This window comes from Tetragenococcus halophilus, from assembly GCF_001712815.1.
GTDB lineage: Bacteria > Bacillota > Bacilli > Lactobacillales > Enterococcaceae > Tetragenococcus > Tetragenococcus halophilus.
This window is the reverse complement of sequence record NZ_CP012047.1, coordinates 1,938,956-1,957,689: the sequence shown is the minus strand read 5'-3', so window position 1 is coordinate 1,957,689 and position 18,734 is coordinate 1,938,956. Positions and strand designations below refer to the sequence as shown.

The window sequence follows — 18,734 nt, the reverse complement described above, 5'->3', positions numbered from 1 at the left end:
ACAGAAAGGAAATTTTTTAAATGCGGTTAGATCAAGAACAAATTCGTAAAATCGGGCAAAAGCAGATTGTTGAAACAATAAGACTGCGTTTACCCCACGTGGTCTCGTTGTTTGCTTACAATATTTCAAAAACGGATATGAGTGTTTATAGTTTATTACACCAAAATACAGCAGAAACTGGAAACTTATGGATGACATTACGTGTTGCCGACCATCCCTTGTGGTTAAAAAATGCACAACAAGTCTCAATTGATATGGGTTCTCCCGCTGATTTAATCCGCTTGCCCACGGCGATCTCAAAGGTTTTTTCCTGTGATATGAAAGCGAAAAATTGCTATCAAATGACAAACAGTGAACTAGCGGTTTTAGAACTACTAGATAACTGTCAACAAAATGGCTTAGTATGGGCGGTTCGTTTACCAGAAGAAATTTTTACTGCTTTTAAAAAACGTCCTTTGGATTTGCAAAAAGATTTCATGCAAGCCGAAGTTTTTTTAACGAATCGAAATAATGTCAATGCATTACTTATGCCCTTTACAATCCCTTGCTTTCAAGAGCAACTAGCTAAATTATACGGGAGAAATTTATTATTTTCGCAGTTTTCCCGTCATTATTTATTGAAACTTTTACCAACAAATCAATGGATTCAACCAATGTTAGAAAAAGAGCAAAAACTTTTAGATTGGCGACAACAGATCATTTATGACTATGGAGAAGATTTTTATCAGCGATGTCAACAAGCTTTACAAATTTAACTGATTTTATCTCTGGGTTAAAGGAATCAAATTTTATCTAAAAAGACGATAGATAACAAATTGTCTTAATTTTAAAAACTTTTAGAAAAAAGGTTGACTTATTTTGTCAGAAGAGTTAGATTATTCAGTAAATAAACAACAAGAAACACAAAGATGAGAACTTTTTGAGACATGAGACGTTTACAGAGAGGTTTTGATTGCTGGAAGAAATCAGCGTCGTCTTCAAATATATCAGCTCAGAGTGGTAAAAATGGGAATTTTTGCTGGTTGCCTACCATTAAAAAGGGACGCGTATCGTTTAAGTAAGTTTTAACTGTACGTGGAGGTTTTGAAGCATTTTCAAAGCAAAAATAGGTGGTACCGTGGAAACGCCCTATAAAGCATAGGCTTTGTGGGGTGTATTTTGTTGTTGTAAAGTTTTTATTTTTAGTCGAGGGGGATTTTCATATGGCAAAACAAAGAGTAGAAGATTTAGATTGGAATAATTTGGGCTTTCGTTATCGAGACCTACCTTATAGATTTAAGGCAGAATTTAAAGAGGGTAAGTGGCAAGAAGGGGAATTAACAACAGATGCTACCATGTATCTGTCTGAAGCAGCAGAAGTCCTACATTATGGACAAGAAATTTTTGAAGGCTTAAAAGCTTATCGACAAAAAGATGGAAGTATCAACCTTTTTCGTCCCGAAATGAATGCAAAAAGATTTGAAAATTCCGCGCAGAGAATGGCGATGGAAGCTTATCCTGCTGATAAATTTGTAGAAGCTGTCAAAGAAGTAGTCCGTGCTAACGAAGAATATGTACCACCCTATGGCACAGGGGGCTCTTTGTACCTTCGTCCATTTATGATCGGCACAGAACCGCTTGTAGGTGTGGCTCCTTCAACAGCGTTTCAATTTCGTATTTATGCAACGCCGGTGGGTGCTTATGTTCAAGGTTTGACACCTACACCTTATCTGATTAGTGACTTTGACCGTGCAGCTTTTGCGGGTACAGGCCAAGTTAAGACTTCGGGTAACTATGCAGGCAGTCTGTATCCAGCGATGCAAGCTAAAAAAGAAGGTTACGCGGATTGCTTGTATTTAGATCCAAGAGAACATAAATACATCGACGAATTTGGCGGAGCTAATTTTTATGGTATTACTAAAGATGGACAATTTTTAACACCTAAATCAGATTCGATTTTGCCGTCGATCACCAAGCAATCCTTATTTGAAATTGCAGAAAAACAAGGGTTGAATCCTAAAGAGACGTCTATCGCTTTAGAAGATATTGATCAGTTTGTTGAAGCTGGTGCTATGGGAACAGCAGCTGTTATTTCTCCTGTGGGTTCTTTAACTTATCATGGCAAAAAGTATATCTTTAACGAAACTGAAGTAGGACCAAAAACACAAGCACTGTATGATGAACTTGTAGGGATACAACTAGGTGATCGTCCAGCGCCAGAAGGTTGGATTCAAAAGGTTGAGGTCTAAATAAAATTGATAAGAAAAGAAAACTAATAGTGCTTTATAAAGTTGGTTTTCTTTTTACTAAAAAATATACAGTCAACGTTTAAGGATTGTTAATGATAGGAAGTGATCAAATGACGCGAAAAATAGGTGTCATTGGTATGGGACATGTTGGATCTACCGTTGCGCATGACATTATTGCCAAAGGTTTAACTGATGAAATGGTTTTGATTGATACCAATGAAGCTAAGGTAAATGCAGATGCTTTGGATTTTGAAGATGCCATGGCAAACGCAACTTTTCATACCAAGTTAATTGTCAATGATTACACTGCATTAAAGGATGCCGATGTTGTCATTTCAGCTATAGGAAATATCAAATTATTGGAAAATAATACGACAAACGATCGCTTTGTGGAATTACCCTTTACTAGCCAACAAGCGGCTAAAGTCGCGTTAAAAATTAAAGAGTCAGGTTTTGATGGCGTATTAATTGATATTACAAACCCCTGTGATGTTATTACAGCAATTTATCAAACGATGACAGGCTTACCCAAAAACCAAGTAATCGGTACAGGTACACTGTTAGATTCAGCTAGGATGAAACGTGCAGTAGGGAAGGTATTTAAGATAGATCCACGTTCTGTTGCTGGATATAACTTAGGCGAACATGGAAATTCGCAATTTACTGCTTGGTCGACTGTTAATGTTTTGGGAAAACCAATTGTAAAGGTCGCGCAAGAGCGTCCCGTTGATTTTACTCAATTAGATGAAATTGCTCGGGCTGGAGGTTTTACTGTATTGCATGGGAAAAACTATACGAGTTATGGTATTGCAACCGCAGCTGTACGGTTGGCTGATATTGTAATGCGTGATGCTAGAGCAGAACTGCCAGTTTCAAACTTTCGTAATGAATATCATACCTACCTTTCCTATCCAGCTGTGATAGGAAAAACTGGTGTCGTCGAAACACTACAACTTGATTTAACAGATGAAGAGATTGAAAAATTGCGACTTTCAGCGCAGTATATTAAAACAAAATTTGACGACACAATGGAAAATTTACAAGATAACTAATATTTGGGAGGAAAATTATGTCAGTTGGGGAAAAGCTTTATCAAGCTTATCGCACAAATACACCTTTAAAGTTAGGTGAGTTAGGTCTTAATGACAAAACAGAAGCTTATCAGATTCAAGATGAGGTGTTGCAACTTAAAGAAGCAGCAGGAGAAAAGTTAGCTGGTTATAAGATCAGCTTAACTAGCCGAGAGACACAAGACCTTTTTGCTAGTGACTCTCCTTTATACGGTGGTATGACAGATGTCACAGTAAAAAATACTGTTTCTTTACGGGAATATAATCGTCCGCTATTAGAACTGGAACTGGTCTTTTTAGTAGATGAACCCATTTCTTCTGATGACACTGCAGAACAGGTTTTTGAAAAATGTCGTGTAGCTCCCGGTATCGAAGTTCCAGATGGACGTTATGAAGACTGGTTTCCTAAAGCGTCTTTATATGAAGTCGTTGCCGATGGTGCAGTAAATGGCGCAATTGTTATAGGTGACCCGCAAAAGTTGACTTACTCAGATGTTGCTGCTATTAAAGCAACATTGACTTTAGATGATAAATTTGTAAAAGAGGGACCTTCAACAGAAGTGCTAGGTCATCCAGCTAAAGCTGTTTTGTGGTTGGCTAAAGAGTTAGAAAAACATGGAAAAAAATTAAAAGCAGGACAATTTGTTTCTTCAGGTACCTTTGTTTTACCAGAACCACTACAACAAGGACACTATCAAGCTGAATTTGAAAATGTTGGTAGTGTGAACTTAGAAGTAACAGATTAAATAAACAACAATAATTTTTAGGAGCTGAGGGTATTAAATATCTTAGCTCCTAAAATTTGATAAGAAGTATCGTCAAGATTTCGCTGTTTCAAATTTTGTTATTCTTTGTAACTAAATTCGAAATGGCTGATTTTTGGAGATGGGTCACCTGTTATGTCTATCTCTAAAATGATTTCTTTCGTTTCTCCTTGTGTTGTTTCTTCGCCCACTAAGATATATTTTTGTGGGTGATCGATATCTTGGGCGATGGTTTTAATATTTCCTGTACTTTCATCTTCTGTTGTATCGCTATCAAGTTGACTATTGTTAATGGCATCTTCGGTCATGTACTCTTCTACTTGTTCATTTCTTTCAGAAATGTCGGAAAAATTCAACCAGTTCTCACCAAAAGCTTTCAAGGTCGATTCGATTGAAACATTTTGATCATTAGAGCGATTGCTTGTGGTTTCAGTAGTTTCATTTATTGTCTCAGATGTTTCTGCTAAAAAGAAGTCATCATCGCGTTGGCTCAGACGTAATAAGTAAAAAACGCAAATGATAAAAAGAATAATTCCCACGATCCAAAAGAAAATATGACGCTTTTTCATAGCATCCACTCCCCAATTATGTTAATTCCATTATAACAATTTTTTTCATTTATAGACACGTGATTTTTAATGATGAAATAAATCGTTTTATTGCTAATTTTTACAGTAATAAGAGTAAGTGCTAATATAGCAATATACAATAATATTATGAATGAAAGAATGAAAGCAATGAAAAATAAACAAGAAAAAGTAAGGGTAGAAAAAGATTCGCTGGGTGCAATAGAAATTCCAGCAGGTGCGTGGTGGGGACCGCAAACAGAACGTAGTCGCCGTAACTTTACTACGGGAGGAAAAATGCCATTAGTAATTGTTAAAGCAATTTTGCAAATCAAAAAAGCAGCAGCTCAAGCGAATGCTGAGTTAGAAGTATTGGGAAATGATAAAGCAAATGCTATTGTTGCGGCTGTAGATAAGCTAAATTCTTTAGCAGATAATCAATTACGTGTACATTTTCCACTTGTAATCTATCAAACGGGTTCGGGCACCCATACAAATATGAATGTAAATGAAGTGATTGCTTATTTGGCAAATGAACAACAGCCGCAATTGAATGTTTTACCTAATGATGATGTGAATAAAGGACAAAGCTCGAATGATATTTTTCCTACAGCGATGAATATCGTTGCTTCACAATCTATTATTGAAGTGAAAGCTTCTTGTAAGAAAATGAGCCAGACCTTAGAAGAAAAAAAGCAAAAGTACTGGGATACCGTTAAAATAGGACGTACTCATTTGCAGGACGCAACACCTTTAACTTTTGGTCAAGAATTATCTGCTTATCAAAGTATGCTTATGCACGATTTAAGTTTTATTGAAGAAATAGAGCCCAGTCTGCATGAATTAGCTATTGGCGCTACGGCTGTAGGAACTGGGGTGAACGCTCATCCAAAACTAGCAGGAAAAATTACCAATAAATTGTCCGAGTTGTATCAAATCCCTTTTACAGCAGAGGTCAATAAATTTTATAGTTTGTCTGCGCATTCGCAATTAAATGCCATGCATGGCGCACTAAAAACTTTAGCTGCTGATTTAATGAAAATTGCGAATGATTTACGCTTTTTAGCTTCTGGTCCAAGAGCAGGGTATGGGGAGTTAAGTATTCCAGCCAATGAACCTGGGTCCTCTATTATGCCAGGGAAGGTAAATCCAACCCAGGCGGAAGCTTTGACGATGGCTACAATTCGTGTGATGGGAAATGACACTACAATTTCTATGGCTAGTAGTCAAGGGAATTTTGAAATGAATGTTTATAAGCCTTTATTAATTTCCACCTTTTTAGAATCTGCTGATTTACTATCGGGAACAGTCCATTCTTTTACTGAAAAATTTTTGGATGGATTACAGGCAAATAAAAGTCATATGAAAGAACTAGTTGACCAGTCATTGATGCTGGTAACAGCTCTTTCTCCTCATATAGGTTATGAAGAAAGTGCTCAAATCGCGCAGAAAGCCGAAAAAGAAGGGACCACATTAAAAGAAGCAGCACTATCTACAGGTAAAGTTAATGCGCAAGAGTTTGATCATTGGATAGATGCTTTAGCAATGACAAATAATCACAAGACAAGGGATTAGTGTTTAGTTTTCATATGAGCATCCACCTTATTTTAAATAGCGAACGTTTTGTTTAAAGCGATTTTAAAGTTTCTTTAATTAGTTGCAATTTTGTAAGTTTTTATGTTAGTTTCAGAGAAGGTTATCTTTGGTTGCCTTTTAAATCATTGGCAATTTGTAAGAGTTCCAACAGAAGTAAATGTTATTTTTTCTTTATTGGAATCTTCATTATTAGAAAAGAAAGAAGAGTGGATTTATGATGTCAACAGGTATGGGAATCATGTCGATGCTTTCCCCGGTATTAACTTATGTAGCATTAGCAGCTGGAATATATGCGATTATCCGTTTAGCTGTAAGACACGCAATTAATGATACAAAAGAAAAAACAACAATCAAAACAAAAGCAGGAGCTTTCTTTACTGGCGCTTGGTTCTGGTTGATTGTTGCTGTCGTTGTGTTTATTATATCGATGGCTATGTCTATCTTTCCTTATATGGGAATGGGCATGTAATTTTAGAAGATAAATAAAAAGCTGGAAGACGTCCAAAACGTTTTTCAGCTTTTTTATTTGGCTCTTATTTCTTCGGGCCTACTTTTAAAAATGGCATTTTATTTCTTAAAAAGAAAATCACCCAATAGGCCAGTCCAATTTTTCCTGCATTAAAACCAGCTACTAAAATAAAGAATTGGATAAGGATAGAGGTTGGGTTAATAGAGGCCGTCCCTGCTAGTAAGTAACTGAAGTTCATGAGAAGTCCGAAAAAAGCTGCAGTAGTAGTTAACGTGCCAAATATTGAACCTAAGCCGACTAATAATTCTCCCCAGGAAACCAAAAAATCAAATAATTCAATATTAGGAAATACAAATTCTTCTAGAAAATCTGTATACCAAGGGTAAGCATTAACGCCAGTATCATCTAATACCGGTCTTTTATATTCACTGTTAAATAGCAAGTAAACAATTAAGATAACAACAGTAATGAAATACTAGCGTTTATTTCCTATAAGGCATTGTCTTTTGTTTTCATATTGTACTTTTACTAAGACCTTCCTTTGCATAACTAGTAATTTTTACTAAAATAGAAAAGAGGATAGCAATAGTATTATTGCGTCGACCACTACATATATACATAAGTGGTTCTTTCTATTGTCATCTAAAGGGGGCTTTTAGCAGTAGGTTTTACAAAATTATTAAGCTGGAGGAAAGAAAATGAAATTATTAATTGTCGCATTAGGCGTCGCTTTTTTGATTTTTTTGATTGTTAAAGTCAAATTGAACACCTTTATTTCTTTAATAGTCACTGCTTTTTTAGTTGGTTTGGCGCTAAATATTCCATTGGACCAACTACCTGAAATCATCACTAGTGGTATGGGAGACCAATTAGGCGATCTGGCTATTATTTTTGGTATGGGTTCTATGATCGGTAAGCTAGTTTCTGATTCTGGAGGCGGATACCGTATCGCCAATACCTTGATTGACAAATTTGGGAAAAAACAGATACAGATCGCTGTGATTATCGCTTCATTTATTGTCGGATTAGCACTATTCTTTGAAGTAGGTTTAGTTGTCTTACTGCCTATTATCTTTGTTATTGCTAGAGAATTAGAAATTCCGCTTTTGGTATTATCCATTCCGATGGCAGCAACATTAAATATTATGCATGGATTTATTCCACCACATCCAGCACCCACTGCAATTTCGGGGATTATGGACGCGGATATTGGTCAAGTCATTTTATTTGGTTTAATTGTGGCAATTCCGACAATTATTGTTTCTGGACCTATATTTAATTATTTTTTGCATAAATTCTACCCTAAAGTTTATCGGATTCAAGAAAAAATACCAGGGTTAGGTGAAGTAAAAGAATTTAAATTAGAAGAAACACCTTCTTTTTGGATGAGTGTTAGCACAGCTATGATGCCGGTGATTTTAATCGGTATTGCGACTGTTCTGGGTGGGATGTTACCTGCTGGTTCCACACAACAAATTATTGAATTTATTGGCGAGCCAGACGTTGCAATGCTTTTATCATTGTTATTTGCAATGTATACTATACCATGGGGTATCAGCAAAAACGTTCCATGAAAGAAATTAGTACAACCATTGAAGAAGCTATTACGCAAATCGCCATGATGTTGTTCATTATTGGCGGTGGTGGTGCGCTTAAACAAGTATTAGTCGAAGGAGGGATTTCTGAATACATTTCTTCCTTGTTTACAGACATTAATCTTTCACCGATTTTTGCCGCTTGGCTTGTAACAGCGATTTTACGTGTAAGCTTAGGTTCTTCTACAGTTGCTGCTATGACCGGCGCTGGATTAGTCGCTCCTTTAATTGCACAAACAGGAGTAAATCCAGCTATGATGGTACTTGCTGTAGGTGCAGGAAGTATTTTTGCCGATCACGTAAACGACGCTGGTTTTTGGATGATCAAAGAATACTTTGGTCTTTCGCTTAAGGAAACATTTTTAACTTGGACAACATTGACTTCTGTATTATCAGTTACCGGTTTGCTTTGTGTTTATGGTCTTTCTTTAATAATATAGTTGTAAAGACAGGAAAGGAAGTTTTTGTAAATGGATTATGTTATTGGAATGGATATTGGAACAACCAGCACTAAGGCTGTTTTATATAATTTAGCTGGAAATGTTATCGATTATACCAATCATTCATATGAATTATATCGTGATGCAACAGGAATGGCTGAACAAGAACCAGAAGAGATTCTTGAAGCGGTTACTGCTAGTTTAAAAAAAGTTATTGCATCAATTAACTGGCAAAATGACAAACTGAGAACTGTCTCTTTTTCTAGTGCCAATCAAAGTTTGATTGCTTTGGATGAAAATTTTCAACCGCTAACTCGGATTATCACTTGGGGAGACACGCGAGCTGCAGCAGCGGCTACAAAGATAAAAAATTCAGCGCAAGGACAAGATTTATATGAACGTACAGGGACACCGATTCACCCGATGTCTTCATTATGTAAAATCTCTTGGTTAAAAGAAGATGTTCCTGAGGTTTATAATAAAGCTGCCTACTATTGTGGTATCAAAGAGTATGTACTTTATCGCTTATTCGGTATATGGCAAATGGACGTGTCGGTGGCTAGTTGTACAGGGATGTATAACATCTTTGAATTACAATGGGATGACAAAGCTTTAGCGCAAACTGGTGTATCTAAAGAGCAATTGCCAAAAGTTGTGGATGCTTATGAACAGTTTTCTGGTATGAAAGAAGAATACACGAAAATTACCGGTTGTCCACAGGATGTTACTTTTGTTCAAGGCGCTTTTGATGGTGCATTATCCAACTTAGGCGTCAACGCCATTGATGATGGCGTAGCAGCCGTAACCATTGGCACTTCAGGAGCGATTCGTATGGTTAGTGACCATCCAGTGATCGATCCTAAAGGACGGATCTTTTGCTATGCTTTAACGAAAGAGTTATGGGTGATCGGCGGCCCGGTTAATAACGGTGGAACTGTTTTTTCCTGGGCAAAAGATAATTTATTTGACGCCGAAAAAAGTACAGCCGATCTTTTGGCCAAAGATAGTTATGATTTATTGACTGAGATTGCTGCACAAGTCCCTGCTGGTTCCGATGGCTTATTATTCCATCCCTTTTTAGGAGGCGAACGGGCACCTATATGGGACGCAAATGCGCGTGGTTCCTTTTTCGGTTTAACGCAAATGCATACAAGAGCACATATGGTTCGTGCTGTTTTGGAAGGGATTGTCTACAATTTATATACGGTACTTTTGGCTTTAGAAGAAGTGTTGGGACAACCGCAATCTATTTTAGCAACAGGCGGATTTGCTCGTTCAGAACTGTGGCGTCAAATGTTATCTGATGTTTTCGAACGTCCGGTAACGATACCTCAAGCGTTTGAATCTTCTTGTTTAGGCGCTGCTGTCGTTGGAATGAAGTCTATTGGTGTCATTGATGATTTAGCTGAAGTCAAAAATTTTGTCGGTGAAACAGAAACTTATGCGCCTAATCCAGATCATTTTGATGTTTATCGGGAACTCGTTCCCATCTATATTCGATTAACCCGTCAATTAAAAACTGAATATCAGACAATTGCTGAATTCCAGCGTAAATATGCGCAAAAAGATTCAGCTTCTGATTGAAGTTAATCATCAAGATAAATTCGTTTGAATAACTTGTTGTTTGCTGGTCATTAATGTGGAGCCTAAAAAAACTGATCATTGCTTGAGTTGAGCAATGATCAGTTTTTTAGTTATCTTAAGCTTTGACTGAAGCGCTAGAAACACTGTCGACGCTTGCTTTTTCAGAAGCGCCTGAAACACTATCTGCTTGTTCGGATTGCGTGGTTGAAGCGCTTGATGTTGCATCAACTTCAACTGTTTCGTCTTTAGCAAGTCGCTGTCCTGTTTGTTGTAAGTACCAATCAATAATAGGTTGAAAATCTAGGACGTACTCATTGACGCCCATATAGTTCCCTGAGTCATCATGCATTGCTTGATAACTGTGTACTACATATTTATCGGGGCCATGTGTTGGTACATGGATACGAACAACGTCCCTTTTGCCATGACGTAATTGGGAAAGTACCCATTTAACGTTTTTATAAGTAGCAGGTGGGTGACAGTTTGCTAATGGGTTTCCAACTTGTCCCGGTACCCGGCCGGCAAACATTTCTGCTTTATCTTCGGTATAATTATAGAACAAGAATTGATTATTACTATCAGCAAAAGTCAATTCCATCGGCATGGAAGCGAGTAGGGCGTTCAATTGGTTAACCGTTAAAACACCACGGTTTAATTTCACATAAGTATCACCTTCAGCAGCGTCTACTTTTGCGCTAGCTTGTTCTACCCAATCTTCAGCGGACATATCGATACCTTCAATGGTTGTATCAATTTTACCGGTAGCTTCCAAATCTTCTTCTTCTGATAAGTCTTTTTGCGGTTCGTTCATTGAAGATAGAACTTGGATAAAATTAATGAACTTTTCTAAACAAGTTTTCAAAAAATCAACCGTTCCCTGATCTTTTAAATTATTTTGTTCATCAAAAGCTTCTTTTACTTCACCCAGCAGAAATTCATTACCTGGCATGACAATTGCGTTTACGCCTGGAGCTTCTAAAATTTGACGCAAGTGTAATTGTGCGCGAGACGAACCTTGATTATAATAGGATGCGCCAACTAACATGACAGGCTTATTTGAAAGCGGTTGGATTTTAAAGGATAACCATTCAAGCACACTTTTTAAACCAGCGGGAATCGTGTGATTATGCTCAGGCGTTGCAATGATTACGCCGTCTGCATTTAAAATTTTACGATTAAGCTTTTGAATAGGCGCGTTATCTGTTTGATCAAGACTTTGATTAAACAGAGGAATATCTTTAATTTCTAAGATTTCAATATCAACAAGTGATTTAAAGTGCTTTTTTATATATTGTAGTAACAAACGATTATAGGAAAAATCAGCGTTAGAACCTACAATTCCGACTAATTTCATCATAAGAATTCTCCTTTTTTAAATAGTTTCCCAATCAAAATTTTCAGCTTCTTTTTTGTGAGCTTCATGCGCATGGGTCAGTTGTTTTGTAAGTTCAACAAAAACTTGAAAATCTTTGAACAAACCATCTAATTTATCTACTTGATCGAAGTCTTTCAAATCATTTTGCTCATTAAACGCTTGCAATGAATGGCCTAGCAAAAATTCTGAACTAGGCATAATACGAGCTTTTAGTTCAGGTGAGTCTAGAATTTGTCGTAAATGAGATTGCGCGCGCGATGAGCCTAATGTTCCATAAGAAGCGCCTGTAATCATTACAGCTTTATCTACAAATGGATAAACATCATATGAAAGCCAGTTTAAGGCGTTAGTCAAAGCAGCGGGAATGGAGTGATCGTATTCAGGGGTGCTAATAATGACACCATCTGATTGTTCAATTTTTTCTGCCGCTTTTTTTACAACTTCGGGAAGACGGTTTGCTACCGGTTTATTAAAAATTGGAAAATCTTTGATTTCCATTAGTTCAATGGTGGCTTTATCTGAAAAATGCTTTTGCATAAATTGTAATAATTTTCGATTGGTAGAGTTATCTGAATTGGTTCCTACTAATCCAATGAAATGGTTCATAAGAAAACTTCCTTTCTGCCAAATACTATAACAATAAAAGAATACTTTGTTACACTTTTCATTATAAAACTTTCACAAGGAAAGTCAATGACTTTCCTTGTGAACTAGAAAAAAAGTCATGATAAGAGAAATTTAACAAAGATTTTTAACAATGATGTAGTACAGAAAAAGTAGCTGTATTAACTATAATAAATAGATACTATTCCCGTCTTTGCTTGATTTTTTTAAATGTTTTTGGCGATAATTTTCCCAGATCTTTCAATTTTGTTTCAATTAAATTTAAAACTTCATTGCGATTTTCAATATTATTTACATAGTCATATTTTTCACGATCAATTGTTAACAAAATAGCAGAGGGATAGCCATCTGCCCATTTTTCATAAGCATGATGAACACGATGGTAGTAGTCTATTAGTTCTGGTTCCCGTTCTATGCTTTCCATCTCTCGTCCACGTTTTTGGATTTCATTGATCGCATGCTCTGAGTCAATTTTTAAGTAAATGACTAAATCGGGCAAACCATTCCAAGGGATACCATTAACATTTGCTTGCATTTCCTGGGATAAAGTTACATAGACGTTAAAATCTTCATCGGCGATCTCTCCGTGTTCATGTAACTGCGAGGCCATTACAAAATCAGATGCTAAAGAAGAATCCATGACGGCATTTTGTTGCGTAATTGCTTGACGTAATTGTTGATATCGAAAAGTTAAAAAAGCCATTTGCAAGATAGCGCCATTTGATTTTCTACTTTCTTTACCTAAGGAATAAAATTTTTCTAGCATATTCAAAATTAATCCATTATTTTCAATATCTTCATAATAGATAGCGGAGTTTAAATCTTTTGCTAAAATTTTTGCTAAAGATGTTTTTCCTGCAGCAATGGTTCCCATGATATAAATCATCATCATCCCTCCTATAATTTTCATTTTCTCAATAGTCCCATCCTATTGTCCAGTAGAAAGCGCTAAATTTAAAAGTGATAAAAATTTAATAAAAAGTACCTAAATAATAAAAATAAATTTATGTAATTTTTGTATTAAAATAAACATTTGCAAAAATTGGCTATTTATAGCTATCTATCTTATTTTAAAATAAACTTGTTTTTTTTAATTTTATTAGAAAAAGTTTAGTTATTGAAATTGTCAGACAAAAGTGATATTGACGGAAAAGTTTCAGAAAATTAAAATTGAGCTTGTCGTTTTATACGAAGTGAAACAAAATTGAATTTGAATATGGAGGGTTAGCATGAACTCGAATGAAAAGGATGCCTCTTTTTTAGGACACCCTCGTGGACTTTCTACATTATTTTTTACAGAAATGTGGGAAAGATTTAGTTATTATGGTATGCGCGCGATACTACTATACTATATGTATTATTCGGTAGCAGATGGCGGCTTAGGTTTTGACCGAAGTACAGCTTCGGCTATTATGTCGATCTATGGTTCGCTTGTTTTCTTATTAAGTGTTGTCGGCGGATATGTAAGTGATCGTATTTTAGGTAGTAGACGCACAGTCTTTATTGGTGGCATTATGATCATGCTAGGTCATATTGCTTTATCATTGCCTTTTGGAAAGGCAGCTTTGTTTGCATCGATCATACTCATCGTATTAGGTTCAGGTTTACTAAAACCTAATATTTCGGAAATGGTCGGTGACTTATATGATAAAAAAGATTTAAGAAGAGATGCAGGTTTTAATATCTTTGTTTTCTCGACCAACTTAGGTGCATTTATTGCCCCACTTTTTGTCGGTTATTTGGGCCAAGAAGTGAACTTTCATCTAGGTTTTTCATTAGCAGCCATTGGAATGTTTTTTGGTTTAATTCAATATTTCCGTGGCGGTAGGAAATACTTACCAGAAGAAACATTAAAAGCGCGCGACCCTATAAAGTCAGAAGAGGTAAAACCTTTAGTACGTAAAAGTCTATTAGTTATTGCTGCAGTAGCTGTGCTTATACTATTTATGCAATTAGCAGGAATATTAGACATTAATAACGTTATCAACTTGATTACGATTTTTGCAGTTGTTATTCCGATATATTATTTTGTTATAATTATTAAGAGTAAAAAAATCACGACGACGGAACGTTCCCGGGTGTGGGCTTACATTCCACTGTTCATCGCCTCCATTCTTTTTTGGTCGATTGAAGAACAGGGCTCTGTTGTACTTGCTTTATTTGCTGAAGAACGGACAAATTTATCGCTTTTTGGATTTACTATTCCTTCAAGCTGGTTTCAAACATTGAACCCTTTCTTCATTATGATTTATACCCCACTTTTTGTTTGGTTATGGACAAAACTAGGAAACAAACAACCTTCTTCGGCGAAAAAATTCACTTATGGTTTATTTTTTGCCGGAATTTCATTCTTATGGATGATGCTACCTGGGATATTATTCGGGACAGACGCTAAAGTTGGACCACAGTGGTTATTGATGAGTTGGGGCCTAGTGATTATAGGCGAAATGTTAATTTCACCTATTGGACTTTCGGTAACAACTAAGTTAGCCCCTAAAGCCTTCCATTCTCAAATGATGAGTATTTGGTTCTTAAGTGATGCTGTGGCACAAGCCATTAATGCACAAATTGTTCGCTTATACAGTCCTGGTACTGAAGTGCTATATTTTGGTATGGTAGGTGTAATTACAGTAGCTTTTGGCGTGATGTTAATGTTTATGGTGCCGCGTATTCAAAGATTAATGAACGGCGTTAATTAAGTATTGAACCCAAGCCAGTTAAACTAGCAGTCTTAAATAAAGGCTGCTAGTTTTTTTATGTAAACAGTGCTTAAAATGCTGGTTTAGCTAAAATTATTGAATATATAGACTTAAACGAGAGATTTCTATTTTTGTATTGCCTTTGAATATAGAAATCTAGGATTATTTGTTATAATATAAAATGATTCTAAAAACATATACATATTTCATAGATGAAAGAGGGAACAAGTTGAGTGTTTTCAAAGATTTTAAACGTTATAAATTCCTTGTTTTAATTGTACTTATCTTAACTTTCGCTAACACTATCGGCGAATTACTGTTACCCAAGATGATGTCACAAATTATAGACGTTGGTGTCACTGATCAAAATATTTCCTATATTTTAAGACTCGGAACATTGATGATCGGTGTAACCTTGATTACTATTTTAGTCCGAGCTTCAGCGGCTTATTTTTCAGCTAAAACGTCAATGCTATTTTCTAGAGACTTAAGAAAAAGAATGTTTAATAAAGTGAATCGCATGACTTTTGATGAAACTGAATATTTTAGTATTTCTTCATTAATTACACGTACGACAAATGATATAGCACAAATCGAGCAATTAGTGTTGATGGGCTTACGTCCTTTAGCAAGAGCGCCTTTAACTTTTATTGGTGGTTTGTTTATGGCTTTTACTACCAGTGTTCGTTTGTCGATGATTGTATTTGTGAGCTTACCATTTTTAGCCATTGTTTTATATTTTGTTATCAAAGTAGTCGTTCCTTATTTTCCTCGCTTGCAAAAAGCGTTAGATCACATCAATCTTTTATTACGTCAGCGTTTAACGGGCCTAAAAGTGATTCGTGCTTTTTCTAGAGATAAGCAAGAAGAAGAATCTTTTGAAGACGCTAATGATAAATATTACCAAATTGGTTTGAAGGTAAACAAAGTGATGCAGACGATCAATCCCATATTGACATTGATTTTGAACTTGTCTATTGTGGCGACTTTGCTTCTTGGTGTACGTTTTGTCCAACAGGGCACGTTATCGATTGGCGCTTTGATGGCTTTTGTCCAATATATTACACAGGTATTAAACGCTGTGATCATGGTAACGCGTATGATGACTATGCTGCCTAGAAGTGTTGCTTCCATTGACCGAGTTAAGGCGGTATTAAATTATCCTTCACGTTCAGTAGGTGGAAGTAATGTGTTAAATGAACCGATCACTTCTGTAAAAGCACAAGATCTGACATTTTATTACCCTGATGCTAATCTTCCGGCTTTGGAAAATTTGAACTTTTCAGTTTATAAAGGCGAGGTCATGGGGATTATTGGTGGTACAGGTTCAGGAAAATCTACATTGTTGAAGTTATTCATGCAATTTTATGATCCTTCAGAAGGGAAACTGTTGATTAATGACCAAGCAATAGACACATTGAATCCAGAAAGTGTACGCGAAAAAATCAGCTATGTACCACAACAAAATTATTTCTTTTCAGATAGTGTTCGAGGCAATCTATTTTATAGTAATCCAGATGCCAGTGATGAGAAAATGCTTGATAGTTTGGAAACGGCACAGGCAATGCAGTTTTTACCAAAAGAAAAGCCCTTAGAAAAAACCGTTGCTCGTGGCGGGCGTAACTATTCAGGGGGGCAAAGGCAGCGTTTGGCTATTTCGCGTGCTTTAACGCGTCCAGCTTCATTATATGTTTTTGATGATTCATTCTCAGCACTTGATTATAAAACAGATTATGAATTACGTTTAGCTTTACAAGGCAAACTTAATGATGCTGCAACCATTATTGTTGCCCAAAGAGTTGCGACAATCCGGCATGCCAATAAAATTCTGGTATTGGAAAATGGTAAAGTACAAGGCCTAGGCTCACATGACGAATTAATGCAAAGCAATCAGATTTATCGTGAAATTGCTATTTCTCAAGGAGAAGAGGAGGATGTATGATGGCAAACTTTTATGAAAGCTATCCGACAAGTTGGCAGACTGTTAAACGCTTATTTAGCTATCTAAAAAATTATAAAAAAATTCTCCTTTTGTCGTTAACGATGACTATTATTTCTACCATAATGGAAGTTGCAGCGCCGATTGTTATGGGGTCAATTTTAAACCATGTCCAATCGGCGATGACTAGCCAAACCAGTCTTGATTTTAATTATGTGCTTCAAACCGCTTTGTTGTTAACAGCCTTATATATATTCTTGGCCTTAAGTAAGATTATTGTTGAACGCTTATTGGTACGTTTGTCACAATCATTGATCAAGATTATGCGGACGGAAGTTTCGGAAAAAATTAAAAAAGTTCCCTTTAGTTTTTTTGACCAACATTCGACAGGAGATTTATTAAGTCGAATCACTAATGATGTGGAAGCTATTGGACGCAATGTACAACTAAGTGTGAGCCAAATTGTTAATAGCATGTTGATGTTTGCAGGTATTATTATCATGATGGTTTTCATCAGTCCAATTTTGTTTTTAGTCTTTTTCATTACCGTGCCTTTAAATATTTTAGCTACTAAAATTATTATGGGACGTTCACAAAAATACTTTCGAGCAAAGTCTGAACGCCTAGGCGCAATGGTTGGTTATGTCGAAGAAAACTTTACGGGTACAGATTTAATCAAAGCTTATAACTATCAAGACCAATCAAATGAAGAGTTCAGAGCATTTAATGATCGTTTATTTGATGTTTCTTACCGTGCTAGTTTTATGGCTGGCATACTCAATCCAGTGATGACTTTTATTGGCAATGTGGCTTATGTATTAATTGCGATTGTAGGTGGTTTGTTGGTTGTTAACGGGACGATTATGGTAGGAGATGTACTTGCCTTTATGCAATACAGCCAAAATATCCGTCGCCCAATTGATGTGATTGCTGAAATGGCTAATACCTTGCAAGAGACGATTGCTTCTAGTAACCGGGTGTTTCAATTCTTGGATGCACCTGAAGAAGTTGAAAATACCAGCCATAGAATTGAAGGCCCTATTGAAGAAATCAAGCTTGATCACATCGGTTTTGAATACGAGCAAGGACAGCCGGTGATTCGCGATTTAACACTTACAGTTCAACAAGGGGAAACGGTAGCGATTGTCGGACATACAGGAGCAGGTAAGACCACGCTAGTTAATTTATTATTGCGCTTTTATGATGTAACAAGAAATCAGATTTTGATTAATGGTATCGATATTCGTACTGTACCACGCGATAATTTACGTTCCTTTTTTGGCATGGTTTTACAAGATACCTGGTTAACTCAAGGGACGGTCTACGATAATATTTTATACGGAAAAGTCGATGCGACAGAAGATGAAGTCATCCAAGCTTCTAAACAAGCGCATGCACACCACTTTATTGAAACGTTACCTAATGGCTATCGTACAGTGTTAAATGAAGATGCAACGAATATTTCGCAAGGACAGCGGCAGCTTTTAACGATTGCTCGAGCTTTTGTAAGTGATCCAGATATTTTGATTTTAGACGAAGCAACGTCCTCTGTGGATACGCGGACTGAACAACTGATTCAACAAGCAATGGCAAATCTGATGAAAGGTCGTACGAATTTTGTTATTGCACATCGTTTGTCAACAATTGTTGATGCGGATAAAATATTAGTTATGGACCAAGGTGATATTGTTGAACAAGGAAGTCACAAAGAACTTCTGGCAAAAAATGGAATTTATACGGAGTTATACAATAGTCAATTTTCGGAATAAAAAACGAATGCGGGGT

At 36.3% G+C, this 18,734-nt stretch carries 15 protein-coding genes and 1 pseudogene; 11 read left to right on the top strand and 5 right to left on the bottom strand.

Annotated features, from left to right (window positions below; translation table 11 throughout):
• Nucleotides 1-20 precede the first annotated feature (20 nt).
• The 4 genes from AC806_RS09345 (at nucleotide 21) to AC806_RS09330 (ending at nucleotide 4,044) form a co-directional block, all read left to right on the top strand.
• Nucleotides 21-755 (top strand): hypothetical protein, encoded by a 735-nt coding sequence (locus AC806_RS09345; protein WP_069029203.1) that lies wholly within the window; start codon nucleotides 21-23, stop codon nucleotides 753-755.
• 447 nt (nucleotides 756-1,202) lie between these two features.
• The gene (locus AC806_RS09340; protein WP_069029202.1) at nucleotides 1,203-2,228 is read left to right on the top strand and encodes a branched-chain amino acid aminotransferase; all 1,026 of its coding nucleotides are present in this window, start codon (nucleotides 1,203-1,205) and stop codon (nucleotides 2,226-2,228) included.
• Nucleotides 2,229-2,338: 110 nt separating this feature from the next.
• Nucleotides 2,339-3,280 (top strand): L-lactate dehydrogenase, encoded by a 942-nt coding sequence (locus AC806_RS09335; RefSeq protein WP_061840808.1) that lies wholly within the window; start codon nucleotides 2,339-2,341, stop codon nucleotides 3,278-3,280.
• Between the two features lie 17 nt (nucleotides 3,281-3,297).
• The gene (locus AC806_RS09330; protein WP_061840807.1) at nucleotides 3,298-4,044 is read left to right on the top strand and encodes a 2-keto-4-pentenoate hydratase; all 747 of its coding nucleotides are present in this window, start codon (nucleotides 3,298-3,300) and stop codon (nucleotides 4,042-4,044) included.
• 98 nt (nucleotides 4,045-4,142) lie between these two features.
• Here AC806_RS09330 and AC806_RS09325 read toward each other — a convergent pair whose 3' ends face one another.
• Nucleotides 4,143-4,631, bottom strand: a complete 489-nt coding sequence (locus AC806_RS09325) for an EF0163 family protein (RefSeq protein WP_061840806.1) — start codon at nucleotides 4,629-4,631, stop codon at nucleotides 4,143-4,145.
• A 168-nt stretch (nucleotides 4,632-4,799) separates the two neighbouring features.
• Here AC806_RS09325 and AC806_RS09320 point away from each other — a divergent pair, with 168 nt between their 5' ends.
• The gene (locus AC806_RS09320; RefSeq protein WP_128973735.1) at nucleotides 4,800-6,203 is read left to right on the top strand and encodes a class II fumarate hydratase; all 1,404 of its coding nucleotides are present in this window, start codon (nucleotides 4,800-4,802) and stop codon (nucleotides 6,201-6,203) included.
• 235 nt (nucleotides 6,204-6,438) lie between these two features.
• Nucleotides 6,439-6,693: a hypothetical protein gene (locus AC806_RS09315; RefSeq protein ID WP_014123969.1), complete on the top strand. Its 255-nt coding sequence runs from the start codon at nucleotides 6,439-6,441 to the stop codon at nucleotides 6,691-6,693.
• A 64-nt stretch (nucleotides 6,694-6,757) separates the two neighbouring features.
• On the opposite strand, the gene AC806_RS09310 is transcribed toward AC806_RS09315, so the two are convergent.
• A complete protein-coding gene (locus tag AC806_RS09310) occupies nucleotides 6,758-7,135 on the bottom strand; it encodes a hypothetical protein (RefSeq protein ID WP_014123970.1) in 378 nt (125 codons plus the stop codon).
• Nucleotides 7,136-7,391: 256 nt separating this feature from the next.
• On the opposite strand from AC806_RS09310, the pseudogene AC806_RS09305 reads away from it, so the two are divergent.
• Nucleotides 7,392-8,728 (top strand): annotated as a pseudogene (locus tag AC806_RS09305) (gluconate:H+ symporter).
• 30 nt (nucleotides 8,729-8,758) lie between these two features.
• A complete protein-coding gene (gene gntK, locus AC806_RS09300; RefSeq protein WP_014123973.1) occupies nucleotides 8,759-10,312 on the top strand; it encodes a gluconokinase in 1,554 nt (517 codons plus the stop codon).
• 115 nt (nucleotides 10,313-10,427) lie between these two features.
• On the opposite strand, the gene AC806_RS09295 is transcribed toward gntK, so the two are convergent.
• The 3 genes from AC806_RS09295 to AC806_RS09285 form a co-directional block, all read right to left on the bottom strand.
• The gene (locus AC806_RS09295) at nucleotides 10,428-11,666 is read right to left on the bottom strand and encodes an NAD(P)H-dependent oxidoreductase (RefSeq protein WP_061840804.1); all 1,239 of its coding nucleotides are present in this window, start codon (nucleotides 11,664-11,666) and stop codon (nucleotides 10,428-10,430) included.
• A gap of 18 nt (nucleotides 11,667-11,684) precedes the next feature.
• Nucleotides 11,685-12,293 (bottom strand): NADPH-dependent FMN reductase, encoded by a 609-nt coding sequence (locus tag AC806_RS09290; RefSeq protein ID WP_061840803.1) that lies wholly within the window; start codon nucleotides 12,291-12,293, stop codon nucleotides 11,685-11,687.
• Nucleotides 12,294-12,492: 199 nt separating this feature from the next.
• A complete protein-coding gene (locus AC806_RS09285) occupies nucleotides 12,493-13,197 on the bottom strand; it encodes a deoxynucleoside kinase (protein WP_069029201.1) in 705 nt (234 codons plus the stop codon).
• A 343-nt stretch (nucleotides 13,198-13,540) separates the two neighbouring features.
• Here AC806_RS09285 and AC806_RS09280 point away from each other — a divergent pair, with 343 nt between their 5' ends.
• The 3 genes from AC806_RS09280 (at nucleotide 13,541) to AC806_RS09270 (ending at nucleotide 18,718) form a co-directional block, all read left to right on the top strand.
• Nucleotides 13,541-15,010 carry a peptide MFS transporter gene (locus AC806_RS09280; protein ID WP_061840801.1) on the top strand — a complete coding sequence of 490 codons (1,470 nt, stop codon included), beginning with the start codon at nucleotides 13,541-13,543 and terminating at the stop codon, nucleotides 15,008-15,010.
• A 229-nt stretch (nucleotides 15,011-15,239) separates the two neighbouring features.
• Nucleotides 15,240-16,952 (top strand): ABC transporter ATP-binding protein, encoded by a 1,713-nt coding sequence (locus AC806_RS09275; RefSeq protein ID WP_061840800.1) that lies wholly within the window; start codon nucleotides 15,240-15,242, stop codon nucleotides 16,950-16,952.
• Nucleotides 16,952-18,718 carry an ABC transporter ATP-binding protein gene (locus AC806_RS09270; RefSeq protein WP_227869087.1) on the top strand — a complete coding sequence of 589 codons (1,767 nt, stop codon included), beginning with the start codon at nucleotides 16,952-16,954 and terminating at the stop codon, nucleotides 18,716-18,718. The genes AC806_RS09275 and AC806_RS09270 overlap by 1 nt, the downstream gene beginning before the upstream one ends.
• The last annotated feature ends 16 nt before the right edge of the window (nucleotides 18,719-18,734 follow it).